The sequence below is a fragment of the Saccharothrix sp. NBAS 001 genome, from assembly GCF_056640475.1.
Genome location: NZ_CM153251.1, coordinates 2,284,990 through 2,307,812 on the forward strand (window position 1 = coordinate 2,284,990; position 22,823 = coordinate 2,307,812).

General features: G+C 73.1%; 19 protein-coding genes. 9 read left to right on the top strand and 10 right to left on the bottom strand.

The window, feature by feature from the left end; all coding sequences use genetic code 11:
* Positions 1-85 precede the first annotated feature (85 nt).
* Positions 86-769 (bottom strand): TetR/AcrR family transcriptional regulator, encoded by a 684-nt coding sequence (locus AC0HI0_RS09625; RefSeq protein ID WP_480931943.1) that lies wholly within the window; start codon positions 767-769, stop codon positions 86-88.
* Positions 770-875: 106 nt separating this feature from the next.
* Here AC0HI0_RS09625 and AC0HI0_RS09630 point away from each other — a divergent pair, with 106 nt between their 5' ends.
* The 3 genes from AC0HI0_RS09630 to AC0HI0_RS09640 all read left to right on the top strand — a co-directional run bounded on the left by AC0HI0_RS09630 (position 876) and on the right by AC0HI0_RS09640 (position 4,047).
* Entirely contained in the window at positions 876-2,246 is a 1,371-nt protein-coding gene (locus AC0HI0_RS09630; protein WP_480931944.1) for a serine hydrolase domain-containing protein, read from the top strand.
* A gap of 265 nt (positions 2,247-2,511) precedes the next feature.
* Entirely contained in the window at positions 2,512-3,078 is a 567-nt protein-coding gene (locus tag AC0HI0_RS09635) for a M15 family metallopeptidase (protein WP_480931945.1), read from the top strand.
* 579 nt (positions 3,079-3,657) lie between these two features.
* Positions 3,658-4,047 (top strand): bacteriophage spanin2 family protein, encoded by a 390-nt coding sequence (locus tag AC0HI0_RS09640; protein WP_480931946.1) that lies wholly within the window; start codon positions 3,658-3,660, stop codon positions 4,045-4,047.
* An 18-nt stretch (positions 4,048-4,065) separates the two neighbouring features.
* Here AC0HI0_RS09640 and AC0HI0_RS09645 read toward each other — a convergent pair whose 3' ends face one another.
* The 5 genes from AC0HI0_RS09645 to AC0HI0_RS09665 form a co-directional block, all read right to left on the bottom strand.
* Positions 4,066-4,731 (bottom strand): hypothetical protein, encoded by a 666-nt coding sequence (locus AC0HI0_RS09645; RefSeq protein WP_480931947.1) that lies wholly within the window; start codon positions 4,729-4,731, stop codon positions 4,066-4,068.
* 202 nt (positions 4,732-4,933) lie between these two features.
* Entirely contained in the window at positions 4,934-6,361 is a 1,428-nt protein-coding gene (locus AC0HI0_RS09650; RefSeq protein ID WP_480931948.1) for an aminobutyraldehyde dehydrogenase, read from the bottom strand.
* Positions 6,358-7,296, bottom strand: a complete 939-nt coding sequence (gene speB, locus AC0HI0_RS09655) for an agmatinase (protein ID WP_480931949.1) — start codon at positions 7,294-7,296, stop codon at positions 6,358-6,360. Before speB ends, AC0HI0_RS09650 begins: the two co-directional genes overlap by 4 nt.
* Positions 7,296-8,591: a flavin monoamine oxidase family protein gene (locus AC0HI0_RS09660; protein WP_480931950.1), complete on the bottom strand. Its 1,296-nt coding sequence runs from the start codon at positions 8,589-8,591 to the stop codon at positions 7,296-7,298. Before AC0HI0_RS09660 ends, speB begins: the two co-directional genes overlap by 1 nt.
* 185 nt (positions 8,592-8,776) lie before the next feature.
* The gene (locus tag AC0HI0_RS09665; protein ID WP_480931951.1) at positions 8,777-10,297 is read right to left on the bottom strand and encodes a PucR family transcriptional regulator; all 1,521 of its coding nucleotides are present in this window, start codon (positions 10,295-10,297) and stop codon (positions 8,777-8,779) included.
* A gap of 130 nt (positions 10,298-10,427) precedes the next feature.
* On the opposite strand from AC0HI0_RS09665, the gene AC0HI0_RS09670 reads away from it, so the two are divergent.
* On the top strand, positions 10,428-11,954 hold the full coding sequence (locus tag AC0HI0_RS09670) for an APC family permease (protein ID WP_480931952.1): 1,527 nt from the start codon (positions 10,428-10,430) through the stop codon (positions 11,952-11,954).
* A complete protein-coding gene (locus tag AC0HI0_RS09675) occupies positions 11,951-13,552 on the top strand; it encodes an amidohydrolase (protein WP_480931953.1) in 1,602 nt (533 codons plus the stop codon). Before AC0HI0_RS09670 ends, AC0HI0_RS09675 begins: the two co-directional genes overlap by 4 nt.
* Before the next feature lie 4 nt (positions 13,553-13,556).
* Here AC0HI0_RS09675 and AC0HI0_RS09680 read toward each other — a convergent pair whose 3' ends face one another.
* Complete coding sequence (locus tag AC0HI0_RS09680) at positions 13,557-13,970, bottom strand: SgcJ/EcaC family oxidoreductase (protein WP_480931954.1); 414 nt, start codon at positions 13,968-13,970, stop codon at positions 13,557-13,559.
* 18 nt (positions 13,971-13,988) lie between these two features.
* The gene (locus AC0HI0_RS09685; RefSeq protein WP_480931955.1) at positions 13,989-14,597 is read right to left on the bottom strand and encodes a PadR family transcriptional regulator; all 609 of its coding nucleotides are present in this window, start codon (positions 14,595-14,597) and stop codon (positions 13,989-13,991) included.
* A 120-nt stretch (positions 14,598-14,717) separates the two neighbouring features.
* On the opposite strand from AC0HI0_RS09685, the gene AC0HI0_RS09690 reads away from it, so the two are divergent.
* Together AC0HI0_RS09690 and AC0HI0_RS09695 are read left to right on the top strand one after the other, a co-directional pair.
* On the top strand, positions 14,718-15,365 hold the full coding sequence (locus tag AC0HI0_RS09690) for a GntR family transcriptional regulator (protein ID WP_480931956.1): 648 nt from the start codon (positions 14,718-14,720) through the stop codon (positions 15,363-15,365).
* Between the two features lie 9 nt (positions 15,366-15,374).
* A complete protein-coding gene (locus AC0HI0_RS09695) occupies positions 15,375-16,757 on the top strand; it encodes a 4-hydroxyphenylacetate 3-hydroxylase family protein (protein ID WP_480931957.1) in 1,383 nt (460 codons plus the stop codon).
* A gap of 32 nt (positions 16,758-16,789) precedes the next feature.
* On the opposite strand, the gene AC0HI0_RS09700 is transcribed toward AC0HI0_RS09695, so the two are convergent.
* The gene (locus AC0HI0_RS09700; RefSeq protein WP_480931958.1) at positions 16,790-18,196 is read right to left on the bottom strand and encodes an aminotransferase-like domain-containing protein; all 1,407 of its coding nucleotides are present in this window, start codon (positions 18,194-18,196) and stop codon (positions 16,790-16,792) included.
* Here AC0HI0_RS09700 and AC0HI0_RS09705 point away from each other — a divergent pair.
* Both AC0HI0_RS09705 and AC0HI0_RS09710 read left to right on the top strand, forming a co-directional pair.
* A complete protein-coding gene (locus AC0HI0_RS09705) occupies positions 18,195-19,145 on the top strand; it encodes a DMT family transporter (RefSeq protein ID WP_480931959.1) in 951 nt (316 codons plus the stop codon). The genes AC0HI0_RS09700 and AC0HI0_RS09705 overlap by 2 nt on opposite strands.
* Before the next feature lie 102 nt (positions 19,146-19,247).
* Positions 19,248-19,976 carry a hypothetical protein gene (locus tag AC0HI0_RS09710; RefSeq protein WP_480931960.1) on the top strand — a complete coding sequence of 243 codons (729 nt, stop codon included), beginning with the start codon at positions 19,248-19,250 and terminating at the stop codon, positions 19,974-19,976.
* A 16-nt stretch (positions 19,977-19,992) separates the two neighbouring features.
* Here the strand turns inward: AC0HI0_RS09710 and AC0HI0_RS09715 are convergent, their stop codons facing one another.
* Entirely contained in the window at positions 19,993-22,698 is a 2,706-nt protein-coding gene (locus AC0HI0_RS09715; RefSeq protein ID WP_480931961.1) for an RICIN domain-containing protein, read from the bottom strand.
* Positions 22,699-22,823 lie beyond the last annotated feature (125 nt).

Consider the following 22,823-nt stretch of genomic DNA (forward strand, 5'->3'; position numbering starts at 1 on the left):
CTCGTCGGCGGGACCGCGTGGGGTCCGCGTCACATCCGGGTCGGGTCCGGCGTCGGACATGGGATTGGGTACGGCGTCGGGTTCGTCACGTGCCGTCCGGCCCGGTGTGGCGGGACAGGCGGGCTTCGAAGCCGTCGAGGATGGCGTTCAGGCCGAACTCGAAGCTGCGGTCGGGGGCACCGAGGTAGTCGGTGGTCGCGATGCGTTCGCGCAGGCGGGGGAACTGCCGGGCGATCTCGGTGGCGCGCGCCATGGTGTCGGCCATCAGTTGCTCGGCGTCGCCGTTCTTGTTCAGGCGTCGGGTCAGCGAGACGTGGGCGGCGGGCCCCAGGGCGCTGCCCAGCACGTAGATGAACACGGTGGCCGCGGCGCGGTCGGCGTCGGCGGGGGCGAAACCGGCCTTCTCGTAGACGGCCAGGCTGCGGTCGTCGTGGCGGGACTTGCCGGGGCCGTAGAGCAGGTGGCTGCCGAACGCCTGGCCCAGCCACGGGTGGCGGGTGAGCATCGCGTGCACGCCGACGGCCATGGCGGTGGCGGCGGTGCGCCAGTCGTCGGCCTCGGGGTCGGGCAGGTCGACCTCGTCCCAGATCGCGTCGCCGGCCAGCCGGACGAGGTCGTCCTTGGTCTTGATGTGCCAGTAGATCGCGGTGGCCGCCGAGTCCAGGCGTTTGCCCAGGCTGCGCATGTTGAGGCCGTCGAGGCCCTCGTCGTCGAGCAGGTCGATGGCGGCGCGCACGATCTGGTCGGCGGTCAGCGTGTCTCGCGGCATGGCCCGCAGCCTAGTTGAACTAAGTTCAGCGAAGGACTTGCACTTTGTTCAAGTCGGCCTCTAGGGTCGGTCTTGTACTTAGTTCAAGTCAACGAGGGGGAGCACGATGCCACAGGAGACGCTGTCCGGGTTCGTCGCGGCGAAGGCGGGGGAGTACCGGGTGCCCGGTGCCTCGGTCGGGGTGCTGGTGGGCGGCCGGGAGGTCTACGCCAACCACGGCGTGACCAGCCTCGCGCACCCGGCCCCGGTGGACGAGAAGACGCTGTTCCACCTCGCGTCGGTGACCAAGACCTTCACCGGCACCGCGCTGGTGCGGCTCGCCGAGGAGGGCCGGGTCGACCTGGACGCCCCGGTGCGCCGGTACGTCCCCGAACTCGTCCTCTCCGACGAGCGGGCCACCGCCGCGATCACCGTCGCCCAGCTGCTCAACCACACGTCCGGGCTGGACTGGAACCTGATCGACGCGGACGGCGACGACGACTCGCTGCCCGGGTTCGTGGCCCGGATGGCCGGCCTGGGCACGATCGCGCCGCCCGGCACCCGCGCGTCCTACAGCCAGGCGGGCTACAACCTCGCCGGGCGGGTGATCGAGAAGGTCACCGGCCTGAGCTACGAGAAGTCCGTGGCCACGCTGGTGCTGGAGCCGCTCGGGCTGTCGAACACGTTCTTCGACCTGGACGACGTCATGATCCGCAAGTTCGCCGTGGGGCACAACGTCGCCGAGGACGGCACGTCGGCCCCGGCCCGGCCGTGGGCGGCGTGGCGGGCCGGCGCGCGTGGCAACAACCCCGGCGGTGGTGCCGTGTCGTCCGTGAGCGACCTGCTGCGCTGGGCCGGGTTCCACCTCGGGACCGGGGACGGCGTGCTGTCCGCCGACGCGTTGCGGCGCATGAAGGAACCGACCGTCGAGCTGCGCGCCAGCACCCTCGGCGACAGCTTCGGCATCTCGTGGTTCCTGCGCGGCGTCGACGGCGTGCGCACCATCGGCCACGGGGGTTCGGGCAACGGCCAGTTCGCCGAACTGCTGATCGTGCCGGAACGGGACTTCGCGGTCGTCTCGCTGGCCAACGTCGGCCCCGACGGCTTCCGGTTCAACCAGGACGTCGTGCGGTGGGCGCTCGAACACCACCTCGGCGTGGTCGAGCGGGACCCGGAGCCGATCCCGTACGACGACGCGCGGGCCCGGGAGGCGTCGGGTCGCTACGAGATCGACGCCATGTACCTGGACGTGGACACCGACGGCACCCGCTCGACGCTGGCGGTCGGGATCAAGCCGGAGATCCGCGCCGCGTCGGAGGCCGACATGCCCCCGGACTACGCGCCGGCCGCGTTCGGCTTCCTGCCCGGCGACGGCGACGAGTACATCCTCACCGAAGGCGGGTTGAAGGGGCAGCGCGGCTACTTCAGCCGTGACGAGCACGGTGCGATCGCGGGCGTCGACCTCGCGGGCCGCCTGTTCACCCGCGTCCGCGCCTGATCACTGCCGGATCCCTTGCGCGCGAGGGATCCGGCAGGGTGCCGGTGGGTGGCGGCCTGGTTTGGAGGGGCGGTCGGAGGGCCGGTCGGGGAGTGGTCGGAGGGGTCGGTCGGGAGGGGTCGGAGGGTCGGGGGGTGGTTGGGGGTCCGTTGGTGGCTGTTGCAGAACGCGGACATCGCGCACATGGCGTGCGGACATCGCGCGGGCAGGGTCGGAGAGGTCGGGTTCCGGCTCTACCAGTGAGGAAGACATGTCCTGCCAAGGGGTGCGTGATCGAGTGGACGGTGGGCGGCGGGCCCTGGTGGCGGTTGTCGGGGTGCTCGCCGTGGCGTTGTCGGGCTGTGGCGGGGAGTTCTTCCCGGGCAGGGCGGGGTCGGGGCACGCGGCGGGGCGTGCCGAGGAGGACGGCAGCATTCCCGACAACTCCAGCATCGCGCTGTCCGAGTCGGGGCACCCGGCGATCCGGAACCTGGACCCCGATCTCTTGGCGGCGGTGCGGAAGGCGGCGGCCGACGCCGGGGCGGCGGGGACCGAGTTGCGGGTGACGTCGGGGTGGCGGAGCAAGGCGTACCAGCAGCGGCTGCTGGACGAGGCGGTCACCAGGTTGGGCGGTGTCGAGGAGGCGCGCAAGCTCGTCAGCACGCCGGAGACGTCGCAGCACGTGGTCGGCAAGGCGATCGACATCGGGCCGACCAACGCGGCCGACTGGCTGATCCGGCACGGCGCGGACTACGGGCTCTGCCAGACCTACGCGAACGAGATGTGGCACTTCGAGTTGTTGACGACTCCGGGTGGGGAGTGTCCGACGCCCCGTAGCGACGCGGCCGGGTGACCTTGATCGAAGATGTTTACGTGGAACATCAGCTCGGACAACACCGGTTGGCACCACGACCACGCACGAGTTGATCTCGGTGCCGGCGGCGATGGACGCCCCTGTTCGGTCGGTGACCCGTCCCCCGGACGGTCCGATTGTTCAACACCGGGTCGACGGCATCAAGGGCGCTTCGCGTCGCTGCGCGATGCCCTACGGGCACCGTTGACACCGCCGACCCGGTGCTAACCGCTGCCAGGACCGGGGGACGGGGGCGACTGGCCACCGAAGCGCCCGAGACCCGATGTCGACGAACGGTCGGTACATCATGAAGACCACCGCCATGACCGTCACCGGTTGAGGCGGGTGACTGGTCCCGTGTTTCTGGCCCGACCGCGTCTGTCGTCAGCACAGCCGGTTCGTGGCGCAGGGATCTTGGCTTGACGCGGGGGGTGGAATCCCGGATGCTTGTGGTGCGGAGGGGAGTACCCGCCCGGTTCGTGATCGTCATTACGGTCGCTCCACAGCGGCTCGGTCACGACGTCGTCGCCTCGCGACGACCGGGGAGACCTCTGGTTCGGTTGAGCCGGAGGAGTTTCGATGCGTTCCCCTGTCGCTGTCGCGTTGTCCGTCGCCACCCTCGCAGTTGTCGTGAGTGGTTGTGGTGCTGCGCAGGAAGTGGCGAACACGGCCAACGCCATCTCGAACACCGCGACCACCGTGCAGGTCTGCACCGACGCGTTGTCCCAGGTCGGCGCGATCTTCGACGCCGGCTCGCCGCAGCGGACCGTGGACAGCGCGCACGCTGCGGCGACGTCGTTGTCCGACCTCGCCGCGTCGGCCGCCGACACCTCCGTCAACCAGGCCATTTCCGCCCTCGCCGGCACGTTGCGGGACGTCACCGTGGACGACCTGGTCGGCCGTCCGGCGGCCTGGCTCGCCACCAAGGCCGACCAGGTGGCGGCGCTCACCAGCGCCTGCGCGCCGTGACCTGTGTCGCTGAGTCGGTCAGCAGGTCTTCTGGACGGTCAGGTCCACGATGCCGGTGACCGTCTGGTCGTCCTGGGCCGCGTCGGGGACGTCGTCGGCGGTCACGTCGACCAGGAACTGGAACGTCCTCGGGCCGCACTCGAACTCCGACGGGTGGCCGACCCGGACCGCGAACTCCGCCCCCTGCGGGCTCGGGCTGAAGTCGCCGATCCGGATTCCGGGCGGCTTGGCCAGGTCGCCGGGGAAGGAGAGGCCGTTGGGGGACATCCGGTCGAACACGGTGGTCGAGTCGACGATGAACCCGGCGACGGCCGGCGGGCGCACCCTGATCCAGAGGTGCCGGTGGGGACGGCCGCTCCTCTCCTGGTAGCGCGCGCGGACGAGGAAGATCCGCGACGGGCTCGTGGTGATCGACGTCCGCCACCCGTCGTCGCCCAGCGCCTCGGCCGTGACCGCCATCCCGGACGGGGCGGGTGCGGTCCCGGACGAGGTCGGGGCCGGTGGTGACGTGGTCGTGTCCGGGGTCGCCGTGGGTTGGGTCGGGTATTTCCAGGCCAGCAGCGCCACCAGCAGGGCACCGACGCCTGCCAGCGAACCCAGTGCCGTCCACCACCGCCATTGGTGGCCGTTCCTGATCCGACGCGGTGGCCGGGGGTGCGGGGGAGGTCCGGTCGGTGCGTTCATCGCGAGCGGATCATCCTTCTGTCGCAATGGATTCCACGGCCCGGGGCGGCCCGGGTGCCGGCCGTCCCGGCCACGTGCGAGGGTACCGACGGGCGGCGGTCGGGTGGCGGGGGAATGCGGAAAACCGACTGTATTCCAACGGACTGGGGCTTTGCGGGGCGGGATCCTGATCGCCGCGAGGAGATCGGCGAACCTCGGGCGGTCAGAGCTTGTGCATGACGTGCTTGACGCGCGTGTACTCCTCCAGGCTGTACTGCGACAGGTCCTTCCCGTAGCCGGATCGCTTGAAGCCGCCGTGGGGCATCTCGGGGACCAGGACCATGTGGGTGTTGATCCAGACGCACCCGAAGTCGAGCCTTGCGGACATGCGCATGGCCCGGCCGTGGTCGCCGGTCCAGACGCTCGCGGCCAGTCCCTGTTCGACTCCGCACGCCATCCGCAGCGCGTCGGGCTCGTCGGTGAACGGCTGAACGGTCAGCACGGGGCCGAAGGTCTCCTGCTGGACGATGGAATCCTCCTGCCGCACACCGGTCACCACGGTCGGGGCGAGGAAGTAGCCGAGTTCGCCCACGGTCTCGCCGCCGGTGGCGATCCGGGCGTGGGCGGGCAGGTTGTCGAGGATGGCGCGGACGCGGGCGAACTGGTCGGGGTTGTTGAGCGGGCCGTAGTGGGCGGTCGGGTCGGTCGGTGGTCCTGTGTGGACGGTGCGGGTGCGCGCGGTCAGGCGTTCGGTGAACTCGTCGTGCACGCGCTGGTCCACGAGGACTCTCGACGCCGCGGTGCAGTCCTGGCCGGCGTTGAAGAAACCCGTGGCGACGATGCCTTCCACGGCCGCGTCGAGGTCGGCGTCCGCGAACACCACCACGGGGGCGTTTCCGCCCAGTTCCAGGTGGGTCCGGGCGACCCGGTCGGCGGCGCTGCGGGCCACTTCGACGCCCGCGCGGGTCGAGCCGGTGATCGACACCATCGCGGCGGTCGGGTGCGCGACGACCGCGCGACCGGTGTCGCGGTCGCCGCAGACGACGTTGAGCACGCCGGGCGGGAGGAATTCGGCCGCGAGCGCGCCGAACATCGCGGCGGTCACCGGGGTGGTGTCGGCGGGCTTGAGCACGACGGTGTTGCCCGCCGCCAGCGCGGGCGCGATCTTCCACATGGCCATGAGCAGCGGGTAGTTCCACGGCGCGACCTGGCCGACCACACCGACCGGTTCCCGTCGCACGTAGGAGGTGTGGCCTGGTGCGTACTCGGTGGCACCGATGCCCGGCAGCACGCGTGCCGCGCCCGCGAAGAAGCGCAGCGCGTCGACCGACGCCAGCACCTCGTCGGTGTGCGTGGTCGCGGTCGGTTTGCCGGTGTTGCGGCACTCCGCGGCGACGAACTCGGCCGCACGGCTCTCCAGCGCGTCCGCGCACCGCAGCAGCACGGCCTGGCGCTGCCCCGGCGTGGTGTCGCGCCACACCTCGAACGCGTCGGCCGCCGCGCGATAGGCCGCGTCGACATCGTCCACAGTGGACAAAGGGGCGGTGCCGCAGGTGTTGCCCGTGCTGGGGTCGACCAGGTTCGTGGTCGCCCCGGAGAGCGCGTCACGGGTCGCGCCGTCGACGATGTTGTGCACGACGGTGTCGGTCACCGTTCCTCCTCGGGCAGCACGGACAGCAATTCGTAGAGCACGTGCGCGGCGGCGATGCCGGTGATCTCGGCGTGGTCGTAGGCCGGGGAGACCTCGACCACGTCCGCGCCCACCACGTTGAGACCGGACAGGCCGCGCAGCACCTCCAGCAGTTCGCGGCTGGACAACCCGCCCGCTTCCGGGGTGCCGGTGCCCGGGGCGAAACCCGGGTCGAGCACGTCGATGTCGACCGACACGTACACCGGGCGCTCGCCCAGCCGGGCGCGGACGCGGTCGATGATCGAGTCGATCGGCTGCCGGGCGAAGTCGCGGGCGTGCACGGTGGTGAACCCGATCTCCTCGCTCTCGGCGAGGTCGAGCTTCGAGTACAGCGGTCCCCGGATGCCGACGTGCACCGAGTGCCCGGCGTCGATCAGCCCCTCCTCGCCGGCCCGGCGGAACGGCGTGCCGTGCGTGTAGGCGGCACCGAAGTAGGTGTCCCACGTGTCCAGGTGCGCGTCGAAGTGCAGCACCGCCACCGGGCCGTGCCGCTCGTGCTGCACGCGCAGCAGCGGCAACGCGATGGTGTGGTCGCCGCCGATCGTGAGCAGCCTGCGCCGCGTCCCGCCGAGTTCGCGCGCCGCGGCCTCGATCGCGGCCACCGCCTCGCCGATGTCGAACGGGTTGACCCCGACGTCCCCGGCGTCGGCGACCTGCCGCGCGTTGAACGGTTCCACGTCCAGCGCCGGGTTGTAGGGCCGCAGCAGCCGTGAACTCTGCCGCACGTGCGACGGGCCGAAGCGGGCACCGGGCCGGTAGCTCACGCCCGCGTCGAACGGCACGCCCCACACCAGGACGTCGGCGTCGGGCAGGTCGGCCAGCCGGGGCAGCCGGGCGAAGCTGCCGTCCCCGGCGTAGCGGGGGACGCGGGTGGCGTCGGCGGGACTGATCGGCATCACAGCACCGCCAGCAGTTCCGCGGCGGCGCGCCGGCCGCTGTCGATCGCGCCGTCGATGAACCCCGGCCAGCGCCGCGCGGTGTGCGCCCCGGCGAAGTGCACCAGGCCCTCCGGGACGGCGAGGTCGCGCTCGTAGCGGGAGATCTGGCCCGCCCGGAACGTCGTCCAGGTGCCGCGCGACCACTCGTCGTCCACCCACTCGTGGGTGGCGGTGGCGACGACCTCGGCGTCCGGCGCGAACTCGCGGACCGCGCGCTGCACGTCCGCCGGGTCGTGGCCGTCCACCCGGTCGTGCTCGGGCGCGAAGCACACCAGCAGCACGCCCTCGGGCAGGGTCTTCATCGCGCCCACGTAGTCGAACGCGGTGCCCCACCCGTAGCCGCTCAGGTCCGCCGGCACGTTGCGGGCCACCGCCCACACCTTCTGCCCCTGCCCGGCGTGGTTCTCGGTGGACACGGCGAGCTTGCCGGGGGAGAGGGCGGGCCGGAAGTCGATGTGCCGCAGCACCCCGACGGGCACGGTGACCAGCACCCGGCGGGCGGTGACCTGACCGCCGTCGTGGACCACCACGACCCGGTCGGCCTCCTGGCGGATCGCCCGCACGGGGGCGTTGAGCAGGATTTCCGCGCCGCTGTCGTGCGCGATCGCCTCGGCCAGCGACGCGGTCCCGGCCTCGAAGGTCTGGCCGAGCACGCTGGCCCGCACCATGCCCCACACCGAGTTGCCCATCGCGGCCAGCCAGCGCAGCACGTCCAGCGCGGACCCGGTGTCGGCGGAGGCGTTGCCGCACCCGCAGAACCAGGAGATCAGCAGCTCGCGCGCGTTGCCGCGCAGCCCGGCCGCGTCCGCCCACTCGCGGATCGGCACGTCGAGGTCGGCCAGGCCCTGCTCGGACAGCGGCCGGTCCACGTCCAGCCGCGCGCCGGCGGCCACCAGCGCGCGGACCGCGTGCTCCAGGTCGTCGAGTTCGGCGGGCGGCACCGGCAGCAGCGACTCCAGCACCTCGCCGCGGGCCGACCAGGTCATCCGCCCGGGGAGGTCGCTGTCGCCGACCGCGATGCCGTACCGGCGGACCTCGTCGGTGACGAAGGTCTGCTCGGGGACGATCCACGTCCCGCCCATCTCCAGCCCGACCCCGTCCACCAGGTCGGTCCGGTACCAGGTGCGGCCGCCGATCCGGTCCCGGGCCTCCAGCACGCGCACCGTGCGCCCGGCCGCGCCCAGGTCGCGCGCCGCCGTCAGACCGGCGAACCCGGCACCCACGATCGCGACATCGACTTCCGGAGAACCCATCGAGCACCCGCCTCCTGTCACCGTGCACGGCGCGCCGCTGCGGGCCGTGTCGGGCAACGTACGTTCGGCCGCGTCACCCGGTCGATCGACGTGGTGTCCAACTTCGGTGCCGCAGTTGGCCGTCACGGACAGTCTGTCCGGTGGTGGCGGATCGCGCCGCCGCAGCCGGGCGGGGTCTCGCGGGATCAGCGAGGGGCGGTGCCGGCGTAGGCGAGCGCGTCGCGCGCCTCCAAGGCCAGCCACAGCTCGTAGCGCGCGGCCGCGGTGGCCAGCGCCCGGCCGGTGAGCTGCTCGATCCGGTCGACGCGGTTGCGCACCGTGTGCCGGTGCACGCCCAGGCGCTGGGCGGTGACGTCCCACGCGCCGTTCGCGTCCAGCCACACCCGCAGCGTGGCGAGCAGCTGCCCGCGCGGGTCGGCCGCGTCGATCGGCGCCAGCACGGTGTCGGCGAAGGACGCCAGCAGCTCCGGCGGGCCCAGGGTGAGCAGCAGCCGGCTGGTGCTGTGCTCGCCGGCCTCGGCGGGCCTGCCGAGCCGGGTGCTGGTGGCCAGCAACGCCCGCGCCTGCCGCAGGGACACCGCCGCCGCGCCCGGCCGCAGTGCCGCGCCGACCCCGGCGGGCCGGCCCGGCGCGAACCGGGCGAGCAGCGCCGGCACGTCCACCTCGTCGACCACCAGCGCCTCCACCGTGTCGCCGGTCCACCGGACGAGACCGCCGGGCAGCACCAGCGCGAGGTCGGCGGCCAGCTCCGCGGCGTCGTCCGCCGGGTCGCCGGCTCGCGCCCGCACCGCCAGACCGCGCACCACCGGCGAGGACAGGCCGAACGCGGCGAGCGTCGCCCCGGCCTGGTCGTCGGGCAGCCCGGCGAGCAGCCGTGCGACCGCGTCCGCACCGGCCCGCCGGCGCGGCTCGTCGGCCAGGTGCCGGCGCTCCAGCTCCAGCGTCAGCAGGGACACCAGCGCGGCGTCCACCGTGCCGGGCGTGGGCTGCGGCGGCCTGGCGAGCAGGACGTGCCCGCGCAGCCGGCGCGCGCCGATCGGCTGCACGCCCACCGTCAGCCCGTCCGCCGCGACCGACGCGCTGCCCAGCAGCCCGCGCGCGCTCAGCTCGTCCAGCACCGGGCGACCGGCCGCCAGCAGCGCCTTCGCCGCCGGTCCGACACCGGCCAGCTCCCGGCCGAGCAGGTCGGTCACCACGGCGGCCCGGCCGGTGGCGGCCAGCCACACCTTGAGGATCGCGTTCAGGCCGCCGCCCGAGGTCGCGGCGACGGTGAGCCGGCGCTGCACGTCCACGGTGTGCTCCAGGGCGCGCCGGTCCTCGGCGGCCAGCGCGGCGAACACCGCCTTGGTCACCGCGATGAACGGCACCTCGTCCGGCACGACCAGCAGCGGCAGCCCGGCCTCCTCGGCGGCGGCCACCAGCCCGGCGGGCGGTTCCCGGTGGGGTTGGCCGTGGCCCACGCCGAACCCCAGCGCCGCCGCCCCGCCGTCCACCACGTCCCGCACGAACTCGCGGCACGACCGGGGATCGGTCGGCAGCACCACCCCGGCGGTCATCAGCAGCTCGCCGCCGTGCAGCCACTCGCCGGGCCGGGCCAGCTCCGAGACGTGCGCGGCCTCGATCACCCGGTTCCGCCCGCCCTCGCCGGCGACCAGCGTCAGGCGCAGTTCGCGCACGGCGAGCAGGGCGTCCACAGTCAGCGGCATGGACACAGTGTCCACCCTGCCGGGAAAGTTCAACGCGGCGTCCATCGACGGGGCCGGCCGCGCCGACCTACCGTCCCACTCCACGTGATCCGCGTCTCAGTCCGCTGAGGACACCGCAGGAGGCCCCACCGTGATCGACGACCCGACCAGCACGACCGCACCACCCCCGCAGGCCGATCCGGGCGCGGCCGACGACGCCCGGCTGCGGGAGCTGGGCTACGAGCAGCGGCTCAACCGGCGGCTGGGCGTGCTGGGCAACATCGGGATGGGCTTCGCGACCGTGTCCCCGGTGGTCGGCCTCTACGCGGTGGTGCTGGTCGGCATGACGGTCGCCGGCCCCGCGTGGGTGTGGGCGCTGCCGGTCTGCCTGCTCGGCCAGTGCCTGCTGCTGACCGTCTACTCCGAACTCGCCTCGGAGTTCCCGGTGTCCGGCGGGGCCTACCAGTGGACCCGGCGGCTGATCGGGCCGGGCTACGCCTGGATGACCGGGTGGCTGTCGCTGTGCGGGCCGCTGGTCGCCAACACCACCATCGGCTACCTGTCCGCGCCGTGGATCCTCGGCCTGTTCGGCATCACCCCCACCCCCAACCTGCTGGTGGCCGTCGCCGCCGGGTTCATCGTGGTGTGCGCCCTGGTCAACACCTTCGGCATCGAGGTGCTGCGGCGCGTCGTCGCGCTCGGCGTCGCGGCCGAGGCGGTCGCGTCGGTGCTGGTCGGCGTGGTGCTGCTGCTGGCGTTCCGGGAGCAGCCGTTCTCCATCCTGACCGTCACGATGGGCGCGGAGGCGACCTCGGACGGCTCGGTGCCGGCCGCGCTGCTCGCCGCGCTGGCCGTCGGCGGGTGGGCGTTCATCGGCTTCGACGCGTGCGTGGCGACCTCGGAGGAGACCCGCAACGCCGCGCGGCACGTGCCGAGGGCCATCTGGTGGGCGCTGCTCAGCGTCGGCGCGCTGGTCATCCTGAACGCCTTCGCGACCACGCTGGTCCACCCCGACCTCGCGTCGGTGGTCGCCGGCCAGGACCCGGACCCGGTGTCCACGGCCGTGATCGCCTCGTTCGGCAGCTGGTCGGCCAAGCCGTTCGTGGTCGTGGTGGTCATCGCGTTCTTCGCCTGCGGACTGGCCTCGCAGGGCTCTACGGCGCGCGGCGTCTACTCGATCGCCCGTGACGGCGTGCTGCCGGGCTCGCGGCTGCTGTCGACCGTCAGCCGCCGTCAGGTGCCGATCGGCGCGGTGGTGGCGGTGACCGTGGTGGGCTGCGCGGGACTGCTGTTGGCGTTGAACAGCGCGGCCATCGGCAGCCTGATCGCGTTCGGCACCGCCGTGCTCTACCTGGTGTTCTTCCTGACCGCGCTGGCGGCGCTGGTCGCCCGGCTGCGCGGCACGTGGGTGCCCGCCGGGTACGTGCGGCTGGGCCGGACCGGTACCGTGATCAACGCCCTGGCGGTGGTGTGGCTGGGCTTCGAGTTCGTCAACATCGCCTGGCCCCGGGCCGTCCTCGCCCCGGTCGGCGCGCCCTGGTACCAGGTCTGGGCGGCACCGCTGGTGTCCGCGGTGGTGGTGGCGCTCGGCCTGCTGTACCTGCTCGTCGCCCGCCCGCAGGACAAGGTGCTGGTCAGCGCCGCGTTCGCGACCCGCACCGAAGGGACCGACCGATGACCGCCGCCGACCTGGTGATCCGGGGGGCCACCGTCCACACCATGGACCCGGACCGCCCGGTGGCCGGTGCCGTCGCCGTCCGGGACGGCCTGATCGTTGCCGTGGGCGACGCCCGCGACATGCCCGTGGGCTCCCGGACCGAGGTGGTAGACGGGACCGGGCTGGTCGTCACGCCGGGCCTGGTCGACTCGCACCAGCACCCGATGCACGGGCTCGCCGACGCCGGCGGTGTCGACGCCGCCGGGCTCACCACCCAGGAGCAGTTGCGCGACCTGCTGCACCGCACCGCCCGCGCGCTGCCGGCCGACGGCTGGGTGGTGGTCAACGGCGTCGAGTACCCGGCGCTGCCGGACCGGCCCCGGCGGTTCCTGGACGACGCCGTGGCCGGCCGGCCCGCGTTCCTGTGGCTCGCCGACTCGCACACCGCCCTGATGAGCACCCGGGCGCTGCACTTGGCGGGCATCACCGGGCCGATCGACTTCGGCGACCGGTCGGAGGTCGTGGTGGACGAGGACGGCGTGCCCACCGGCCGGCTGCACGAGATGTCCGCCGTGCTGCACGGCTACGCCGCCGTCCCGCCGCCGTCCACGGAGGACATCGGCCGCGCCGCCGCCGACCTGTTCGCCGACCAGGCTTCCTGCGGCATCACCGCGATCCACGTGCCGGACAGCTGGGTCGGCACCGAGGCGGTGCTCGACGCGCTGGCCGAGCGGGACCGGCTGCCGCTGCGGGTGCTGCGCGCCCCGTGGCTGTTCCCGGCCCGGATCGAGGAGACGCTCGACGCCGTCCGCGACGTGCGCACCCGCGCCGGCGGCGGCGGGCTGTGGCGGACCGGCGCGGTCAAGTTCTTCCTCGACGGCACCATCGACGGCGGCTCGGCCTGGCTGGGGCACCCGGACTGCGCCGGCGAGGGCACCCGTCCGATGTGGACGGACCTGGACCGGTACCGGGACGCGGTGCGGCGGGTGGCCGCGCTGGGCCTGCCCAGCTTCACCCACGCGATCGGCGACCGCGCGGTCACCGCGGTCCTGGACGCCTACGAGGCCGTCGGCCGCCCGCGGCGCGGCCGGCACCGCGTCGAGCACGCCGAACTGCTCACCGACCGGGACGTCACCCGCTTCGCCGGGCTCGACGTGGTGGCCTCGATGCAGCCCACCCACATGGACTGGACGCTGCCCGAGCACACCGACAACTGGTCCGAGCGGCTCGGCCCGGACCGCTGCGGGCACGGCTGGCGGTGCGCCGACATCGTCCGCGCGGGCGGCCGGATCGCGCTCGGCTCGGACTGGCCGGTCGCGGCCTACGACCCGAGGGTGGTGATGGCCGGGGCCCGGCTGCGCCGCCCCGCCGCCGAGCACGGCCGCGCCCCGGTCGGCCCGGAGCAGGCCCTCACCGCCCGCCAGGGCTTGGCCGGCTACACCACGTGGGCCGCCTACGGGGCGGGGGAGGAGCGGGTCGCGGGCCGGGTGCGGGAGGGATTCCGGGCGGACCTCACGGTGTTCCGGGGCGACCCGCTCGCGTGCCCGGCCGAGGAACTGCCGGACCTGCCGGTGGAGCTGACCGTGGTCGCCGGGCGGGTCGCCCACCGGGCGGGCTGATCGCTCAGCGCGTCGGCACGGCCGTCTTGCGGGTGTTCTGGAACGAGGCGAACCGCCACGCGTCGTCCCGGCGGACGGCGGTGAAGGTGATCACCGACGCCTCGGCCGCGTGCGACGGCTTGCCGCCGTCGACGATCACCAGGGCGACATCCGGTGCCAGGTGGCGGATGTGCAGCGCCGCGTCGACGGCGCCGTCCAGCCGCACGCCCTTGAGCGGGCCGTCGAACAGGAACCGGTGGGTGGCCTCGATGGCGGCCCGGCCGGTGTCGCGGCTGCCCAGCCAGTTGACGTGCTCGGCGTCCTCGGTGAACTGCTCGGCGTACGCGGTGGCGTCGCCGGCGTTCCACGCCTCGGTCATCCGGGTCAGCAGGGTCTGGATCCCGGTGGTGTCGCGGTCCGCGTCGTGCTTCGGGGACATGGTGTCTCCTCGTGGGTCTCAGGCAGGCGGTGCCTGCTCGGTGAACAGGTCGGCGAGGTCGTCCGGCCAGGCCAGCGCGCCGCTGTCCAGGTCGGCGACCAGGGCGCGGGTCCAGTCCCGCTCGGCGGTCACCCGGGCCAGTTCGTACTCCACCTCGACCACCAGCAGCCGGGGCAGCCGGGCCGTCAGGTCGGGCAGCACCGCGCCCTTCCCGGCGGCGGTCGCGGCCAACGCCGAGGCCCGGCTGCTCAGCGCCTCGCGCGCCTCGGCGACCCGCAGGCAGCCGAGGAACGACAGCGCGGCGGTGAACAGCGTGGTGTCGGGGTCGGGGGTGGCGATCAGCCGCCGGGTCCGGGAGCGCAGTTCCGCCCGGCCGTCGTCGGTGAGGCGGTAGAGCGTCCGCTCGGGCCGGTTGCCCTCCCGGCTGGTGTCGACCGGGGTGACCAGGCCGTCGCGGGTGAGGCGTTCGACGGCGTGGTACATGCTGCGCGGCAGGCCGGTGACGAAGTCCATGTGCGTGTCGATGATCTGCCGGTGCATGTCGTAGACGTGCCGCTCGCCCTGCGACAGCAGCGCGAGCACCGCCAGCCCCACCAGATCGCGGTCGGCCCTGGGCAGTGTGGACAACTCCGCACCTCCTTCACCGCCGACCATATAGTGCAAGCTGCACTATGGCAACATGCCATAGCGGCGACCGGCGGTTTTCGCTCTTGCGCAGCTTGTCCACGGCTTGTATACATCTAGTCCATGAGCGGTTCACAACTGCCGGGCGGGTCGGCGCAGGACACCACCTACCGCTGGCTCAAGCAGCACATCGCCACGCTGCCGCCCGACGACGGCACGTTCCTCACCGAGTCCGGGGTGGCGCAGGCGGCGGGCACGTCCCGCACGCCGGTCCGCGAGGCGCTGCTGCGGCTGGAGGCCGAGGGGTTCCTGCGGATCATGCCCAAGAAGGGCGCGTTCGTGCCGCCCATCTCCGACGCCGAGGTGCGCGCGGTGATGGAGGCGCGGGCCCTGGTCGAGGACTGGTGCGTGCGCCGCGCGGTGCCCGCCGACCCGGCGTTCACCGACGAACTCGACCGGCTGGTGGCCGACCAGGAGGCGGCGATCGCCGACCCGCTCGGCTTCATCGAGCGCGACCGGGTGTTCCACCGGACGATCGTGCGGCGGGCCGCCAACCCGGTGCTCGCCGACTTCTACGAGACGTTGCGGGAGCGGCAGGTCCGGATGGGCCTGCGGGCGGTCGCCAACAGCGCGGACCGCGCCCGCCGGGTGCTCGACGAGCACGCCGCGATAGTGGCGGCGCTGCGCTCGGGCGACCCCGAGGAGGCGGGCCGCGCGGTGGCCGCGCACCTCGCGAGCACGTTGACCGCGCTGCACCTGTCCGAACGCTAGGAGCACGTGATGCGCACTGGAGCCGAGTACCTGGCGTCGTTGAAGGACGACCGGCGGGTCTACGTCGACGGCGAGGCGGTCGCCGACGTGGCCGACCACCCGGCGTTCGCGCCGATCGCCCGCACGATCGCGGAACTGCTCGACCTCGTCCCGGATGTCGGGCCGCTGTTCACCGCGCCGCGTTCGCGTGCGGATTTGGCGGCGTTTCGGGCTGCGGCGTCGGTGTGGGCGGAGCATTCGCACGGGTGGGTTGGTCGGAGTCCGGATCATGTGGGTGCTTTCGTGGCGGCGTTCGCGGCGCATCCGGAGGCTTTTGACGAGCGGTTCGCGGGCAACGTGGTCGCGTTCCAGCGTCGGATGGTGGCGGAGAGTCTGTATGTCTCGTACGCGATCATTCCGCCGCAGGTGTCTCGTGCGTCGACGGCGAGTGGTTGGGAGGGTGAGTTCGTCCAGGTGGGTGTGGTGGAGGAGCGTGCCGACGGGATCGTGGTGCGTGGTGCGCAGATGTTGGCGACCGGTGGTGCGGTGGCCGACGAGATCCTGGTGTCCTGCATCAAGCCGCTCGGGCCGGACGACTCCGATTTCGCGGTGAGCTTCGCTGTTCCGGTGGGTGCTGCTGGTCTGAAGTTGTTGTGTCGCAGGCCGTATGCTCCTGCTGCGACGAGTGGGTACGACTATCCGTTGTCGTCGCGGTTCGACGAGACGGATGCGTTGTTGGTGTTCGATGATGTGTTCGTTCCGTGGGAGCGGGTGTTCGTCTATCGGGATGTGGCGGGTTTGCGGAGGCAGTTCTTCGACACGGGTGCGCATGTGTTGGGGAATTGGCAGGCGCAGATCCGGTTCGGGGTGAAGTTGCGGTTCCTGGCGGGGTTGGCGCGGAAGGTCGCGGCGGTCAACGGGGTCGACAAGTTCCCCGGTGTGGTGGAAAAACTCGGTGAACTCGCGTCGTTGGTGACGCTGGTCGAATCGGCGGTACTGGCGGCCGAACACACCGCGGAACCTGACGACCAGGGCCTGTGGCGGCCCGGCGCGCAGGCGTTGTACGGCGTGATGGGGCTGCAAGCCGAGTTGTACCCGAGGGTGTTGGCGATTCTGCGGGACCTGGTGGGCGGCGGTGTCTTGCAGGTGCCGTCGAGCATCGCGGACATGACGAGCGCGGAGACGCGGCCGATGATCGACCGGTACGTGCACAGCCCCGGCGTGCCCGCAGAGGAAAGGGTGAAGTTGTTCAAGCTGGTGTGGGACGCGATCGGGAGCGAGTTCGCCGGGCGGCACCACCAGTACGAGATGTTCTACGCGGGCGCGCCGTTCGTGGCCAAGGGCTACGCCTACCGCAACTACGGCTACGACAAGGCCGTCGCGGAGGTCGAATCGTTCCTGGGCAGCTACTAGCGGTCGGACGTCCGCCACGCCGAGGTGGGCGGTCACCGCACCGCCTGCCGGGCCAGCGCGCGGCCGATCTCGCGGGCCCCGTCCGGGAAGGCTCCGGGGTTCGGGCCGGAGTAGTTGAGCCGCAGGTAGGCACCGGTCGGCTCGGCGGGGAACCACTCGTCGCCGGGCGCGAGCACGACCCCGGCCGCGTCGCAGTCCCGCACCAGCCGGGCCAGGTCGGTGCCGTCGGGCAGCCGCAGCCACAGGTTGAGCCCGCCCTGCGGCACGGCCTCCAGCCGAGCGGCGGGGACGTGCTCGTGCAGGGCCGCCACCAGCAGGTCGCGCCGGGCGGCGAGCCGGTGGCGGAGGTCGCGCAGGTAGGTGCGCCAGGCGGGCTGGGTGACGACGTCCAGCGCGACCGCCTGGAGCACCCCGCTGACGTACATGGACACCGCCTCGACGTCGGCCAGGATCCGCTCCCGGGCCGGGCCGCGCGCGACGATCCCGGCCACCCGCACCGCCGGTGACACGCTCTTGGTCAGCGACCGCAGGTAGACGACGTGCCCGCCGTCGTCACGGGCGGCGATCGGCACCGGGTCGGCGGTGATCCCGAAGTCGTGCGCCCAGTCGTCCTCGACCAGGAACGCCCCGTGCCGGCGCACCACGTCGAGCACCCGCTCCGCCAGGTCGGGCGACCACCGCGCGCCGGTGGGGTTGGCGAAGTTCGGCTGGGCGTAGAACGCCCGCGCCCCGGTCTGCGCGAACGCGCGGGCCAGCTCGTCCGGGTCGGGGCCGTGCGAGCTGCTCGGGACGGGCACCACCCGCACGCCCGCCTGCGCGGCGGCCAGCAGCGCACCCCAGTACGTCGGCGACTCCACCAGCAGCGGCCGGTCCGGGCCGACCAGGGCGCGGAAGACCGTGCTCAACCCGCTCTGGCTGCCGGGGAAGACCACCACGTCGCCGGGCGAGGGCGCGGCGGCCCCGAGCGCGCCCAGTTCGGCCGCGAACCACGCCTGCAACTCCGGCAGGCCGGCGGTCGGCGGCCGGCTCACCGCGGCGTCGCCGCGCGCGGCGCGGGTGAACGCGGCGCGGACCAGCCGCTCGGGCAGCAGTTCGCGGTCCGGGTAGCCCGAGTGCAGCGCGATCACGTCGTTCGGGGTGCTGCGCAGCGCCGTCGACCGCCGGGTGCCCCGGAATCCCGGCGACCCCAGCGCGGCGGTCTGCCAGCCGTAGTCGTTCGGGCGGGCGGCGCGGACCGTCCGGGCGAACGTCCCGACGCCGGGGCGGCTCTCCACCAGGCCGTGCGCCGCCAGGGTGCGCAGCGCCTTCTGCACGGTGACCGGGCTCGCCGCGTACCGCGCGACCAGTTCCCGGGTGGACGGCAGCTTCGCGCCGGGCGGCGCGCCGGCGAGCCAGTCGCGGAGGTCGGCCACGATCCGTGAGCTGCTATCGTCGGACATGAGTGTCAACAGTAGCGCTACTCTCGATCGGGCGGCAGTGCTATCCCCGTCGCGGGCGGGTCTGGGGTGGGGCCTGCTCGGGGTCGTGGCGTTTTCGTTCACCGTCCCGTTCACCCGGGTCGTGGTCGGCGGCGGGATGCCGCCGCTGTTCGTGGGCTGCGGCCGCGCGGTCGTCGCGGCGGTGCTCGCCGCCGCGGCCCTGGCGTGGACGAGGCAGCGCCTGCCGCGCGGTGTCCAGTGGGCACGGCTCGCGGTGGTCGCCGGGGGCGTGGTGGTCGGGTTCCCGGTGTTGACCTCGTTCGCGCTCACCACCGCGTCGGCCGGGCACAGCGCGGTGGTGATCGCGCTCCTGCCCGCCGTCACGGCGGTGATCGTCGTGCTGCGCACCCGGGAACGGCCCCCGACGTCGTTCTGGGTCATGGCGGCGGTGGGCGCGGCCGCCGCGGTGCTGTTCGCGGCGTTGCAGGGCGGCGGTTTCGGCGGGCTGCACGGCTCCGACCTGCTGCTGCTCGGCGCGGTCCTCGCGGCCGGGATCGGCTACGCGGAAGGCGGGCTGCTCGCCCGTGAACTCGGGGCGTGGCAGACGGTGTCGTGGGCGCTGGTGCTCTCCGCGCCGCTGATGGTGGTGCTCGCCGGGTTCTCGATCGCGCAGCGGCCGCCGACCGGGACGCCGCTGGAGTGGGCCGCGTTCGGCTACCTCGCCGTGGTGAGCATGTACCTCGGGTTCTTCGCGTGGTACCGGGGTCTCGCGATCGGGCCGATGGCGCAGGTGAGCCAGGTCCAACTCGTCCAACCGGTGCTGACGCTGGGCTGGGCCGTGCTCCTGCTGCGCGAGGGGCTCACCTGGCCCACCGTGCTCGGCGGGATCGCGGTGATCGCCTGCGCCGCCACCGCCGTCCGCGCCCGGTTGGGGCGGACGGCAGGCGGGGCCGTGCGGCCCCGTTCCTGACGGCCGTGCCGGACCCGGCGTCCGGCACGATCAATTCGCTGGTCACCGGTCGGCGGCGTTGTCTACGGTGTCGTCGATCAGGACCGGGGAAGGGGTGTCGGGGTGCGGCTGGCCGGGCAGGAGTGGCGGACGCTGGTCAGCGCCGTGCGGTTGGGCGGCGAGAGCTACCGGGTGATCCGCCCGGCGCGGCCGATCGCCCACGGGGTGCTGCACGACGGCCGGTACGGGCCGAGGATGCTGGTGGACCGGGCCGCCACGGTCGACCTCGCGTTCGCCTGGTGGCTGGCCGCGCGCTCGCCTCGCAGCCTCGTGCACCTGCCGCTGCGGTCGAGCCGCTACTCGTGCGACGGCACGGACGTCGTCCCCGAGCGCAAGCTCGACCTCGTGCTGCTGCACCACAGCCTCGGGTTCCCGGTGTCCCGGTGGAAGCAGGTGCGGGCCCGCCTGCGCCCGGCCGCCGCCCACACGGTGACGTTGCCGCCCAACGCGTTCCGCGCGTTCGACCGCGAGGAGCACTGGCGCACGTCGTACCGGGGGTTCCGGGACCACCTGCGCTGGGCCGTCGCCGCCGACACGCTGTTCCTCGTCGGGAGCCGGCACGCCTACGACCTCCAGGGCGAGCACATCCGGGCGCTCGCCGAGGACTCCCCGGCCGAGATCGTCGAGCGCCCCGATTCGTACTGCTGCGTGGAGATGGACCTGGGGTCGTGGAAGACGGGGAGCCGCCACCGGCGCAACGGGCACGCGGAGCTGCACATCGACCGCTGCCACGAGCACTGGCCGGCGCGGTCGGGCCGACCGGAGCGGACTCCGGTCGGCTCCGCGAGGTGACCCTCCGTCCCCATCGCTACCGGACCCGCTGCCACTGCCGGGCCGCGTGGGAGTCGCAGGCGACTTGGACCGCGCGGCTGTTGACGGTGGTGGCGTCGCCGTCGATGCTCAGGCAGAGGCCGCTGTTGTTGTTGCGCAGTTGGAACTGCGTGCCCGAGGCGGCGAGGGTCCAGCGGCGGGACGGGTCGTCGTCGCAGTAGTACTGGACCGCCGCCGCGCCGGGTGTCGTCGTGCCGCCCGCGATGGTCAGGCAGAGGCCGCTGCGGGCGTTGAGGACGTGGTGCCCGCCCAGCGGCGAGGGGATGACCGACCAGCGCCGCGCCGGGTCGATGTCGCAGGTGTACTGGATGATTTCGGCGTTGACGTCCGCGACGGTGCTCCCGTTCAACGGTGACAGGCACAGTCCACTGTGGATGTTCTGGAGCTTTTCCTTCTGGTAAAAGGGGTACGGGGTGCGTTGCCAGAGCCGTGCGGCGTTCGTGTCGCACGCGGTCTGGATCGCGAGGGCGTTCTTGGTGGTGGCACCGCCGGAGATGGTCAGGCACAGGCCGCTGTTGTCGTTGCGGAGCTGGATTCCGGCACCCGAGGTGGCGAGGGTCCAGCGCCGGGCCGGGTGGTTGTCGCAGGGCGACTGCACCGCTTTGGCGTTCAACGCCGGGGAACCGCCGGCGGGCGTCAGGCACAGCCCGCTCTTGGCGTTGAGCAGGTGGTGCCCGCCCAGCGGCGACGGGACGACCGACCAGCGCCGGGCCGGGTCGACGTCACAGGTGAACTGGACGACGTCGACGTCGCTGCCGACCGAGCCGCCGGCGGGGGACAGGCACAGCCCGCTGTTGGCGTTGGCGACGTGCTCCTCCTGGTACGCGGGGTAGGGGTTCGGCTTCCACAGCTTGGCCGGGTCGGTGCCGCAGCGGTTCTGCACGGCGGCGGCACCGAGGTTCGTCGCGTTGCCCAGGATCGTGGCGCACAGGCCGCTGTCGAGGTTCCTGAGCTGGACCGAATCGCCCGACTGGAACACCCGCCACGTCCGGGAACGCCGACCGTCGCAGTAGTCCTGCGCGAGGTTGGCGTTCACGGCGGTCGAGCTGTTGATCGGGCTCAGGCACAGGCCGCTCTTGACGTTCTGGACGTAGTAGCCGCCCAACGGCGACGGGGTCCACGTCCACTGCCTGCCCGGGTCGACGTCACAGGCGACCTGCACCACCTGCACGAGCGCCGTGGTGGCCGAACCCGACGGCGTCAGGCACAGGCCGCTGTTGTCGTTGCGCACGGTCGACCGGCCCGATGCGGCGATGGTCCAGTCGAACGACGTGGAGCCGACGCGCGCGCCCGTGTCGGTCACGTTCAGCGTCACGCGGAACACGCCCGCCGCCGTGGGAACCCCGGTGATCCGGCCGGTCGCGGCGTCGATCGCCAGGCCGGCGGGCAACCCGCTCGCGCTCCACGTGTAGGCGGGCGTCCCGTCGGTCGCGTTGGGGGACAGGGCAGCCGCGGTGCCGACCGCGCCGTACCGGCGTCCGGGGTTGGTGATCCACGGTTGTCCGGGCACGCCGCCGCCGGGCGCGGTGTGGAGCAGGCGGTTGGGGGTTCCGGGGATCACCCTGGTGATCCGGTCTTTGGTCGCGTTGCCCAGGATTGCGGCGCCGACCTGGGCCGGGGTGTCGTCGGGGTGCAGCGCCAGCCACAGCGCCGCCGCCCCGGTCACGTGCGCGGCGGCCTGTGAGGTGCCGTACTCCACGCGGTAGGCGCGGTCGTTCTCCATGCTCGCGGACAGGATCGCCGAGCCGGGCGCGTACAGGTCGGTGCACGGCCCGTGGTTGGAGAAACCGGTCTCGGCGTCGTTCTGGTCGGACGCGTTCACGGTGATCGCGGCGGGCAGCCGGGCGGGCGAGTACTGGCAGGCGTCGCGGTCGTCGTTGCCGGACGGGACGACGAACGTGACGCCCGACGCGATGGAGTTCGCCACGACGTTGTCCAGCGTCGGGCTCTGCGGCCCGCTGAGGCTCAGGTTCGCCACGGCGGGCCTGGTCGAGAACCGGGTCACCCAGTCGATGCCGCCGACCACGCTGCTCAACGTGCCGACGCCGTGGCAGTCCAGCACCTTGACGGCGGTCAGCGAGACGCCCTTCGCGATGCCGAAGTCGGTGCCGCCGATGATGCCCGCGACGTGCGTGCCGTGCCAGTGGCAGTCGGTGTCGATCTTGTCGATGGTGTTGACGCCCCAGACCGCCCGGCCGCCGAACGAACCGTGGGACAGGCGGATGCCGCTGTCGACGACGAACACGCGCACGTCCTCGGCCGCGTTGTCGAAGGCGTAGGAGCCCGACAGCGGGCGGTCGCGCTGGTCCACCCGGTCCAGCCCCCACGACGGCGGGTTGAGCTGGACGTCGGCCGCGCGCACGAGGTGGTCCTGCTGCACGTAGGCGACTCGCGGATCGGCGGCGACCCGGCGTGCCTGCTCGGCGGACATCCGCGCGGAGTACCCGTTGACGGCGTCGTGCCAGGTGGCCGCGACCGTGCCGCCGTAGGTCCCGGTGAGGCTCGACGCGGTCGCGGTGACGTCGTCGCGCAGGACGACGACGTAGCTGCCCGGCACGACGTCACCGGTCGCGATGACGTCCTTCCCCGCGGCGGCGGCCGGGGTGGGGGAGAGCAGGGCGGCCAGCAGCAGGGCCACGGTCGCGGCGCGCGGTCCTGGTCTGGTTTTCGGAGAGAACCTCATGTGGTGCTCCTGGGGTCCGCAAAGGCGTGGTCGGACTTCTCCGCGCGGCAGGGATCCGCGTCGACTCCGGCGGGTGCGCGCCCGGCCGTCGCGGTGAATCGTCACCCCGATGCGGCCGGGCGGTA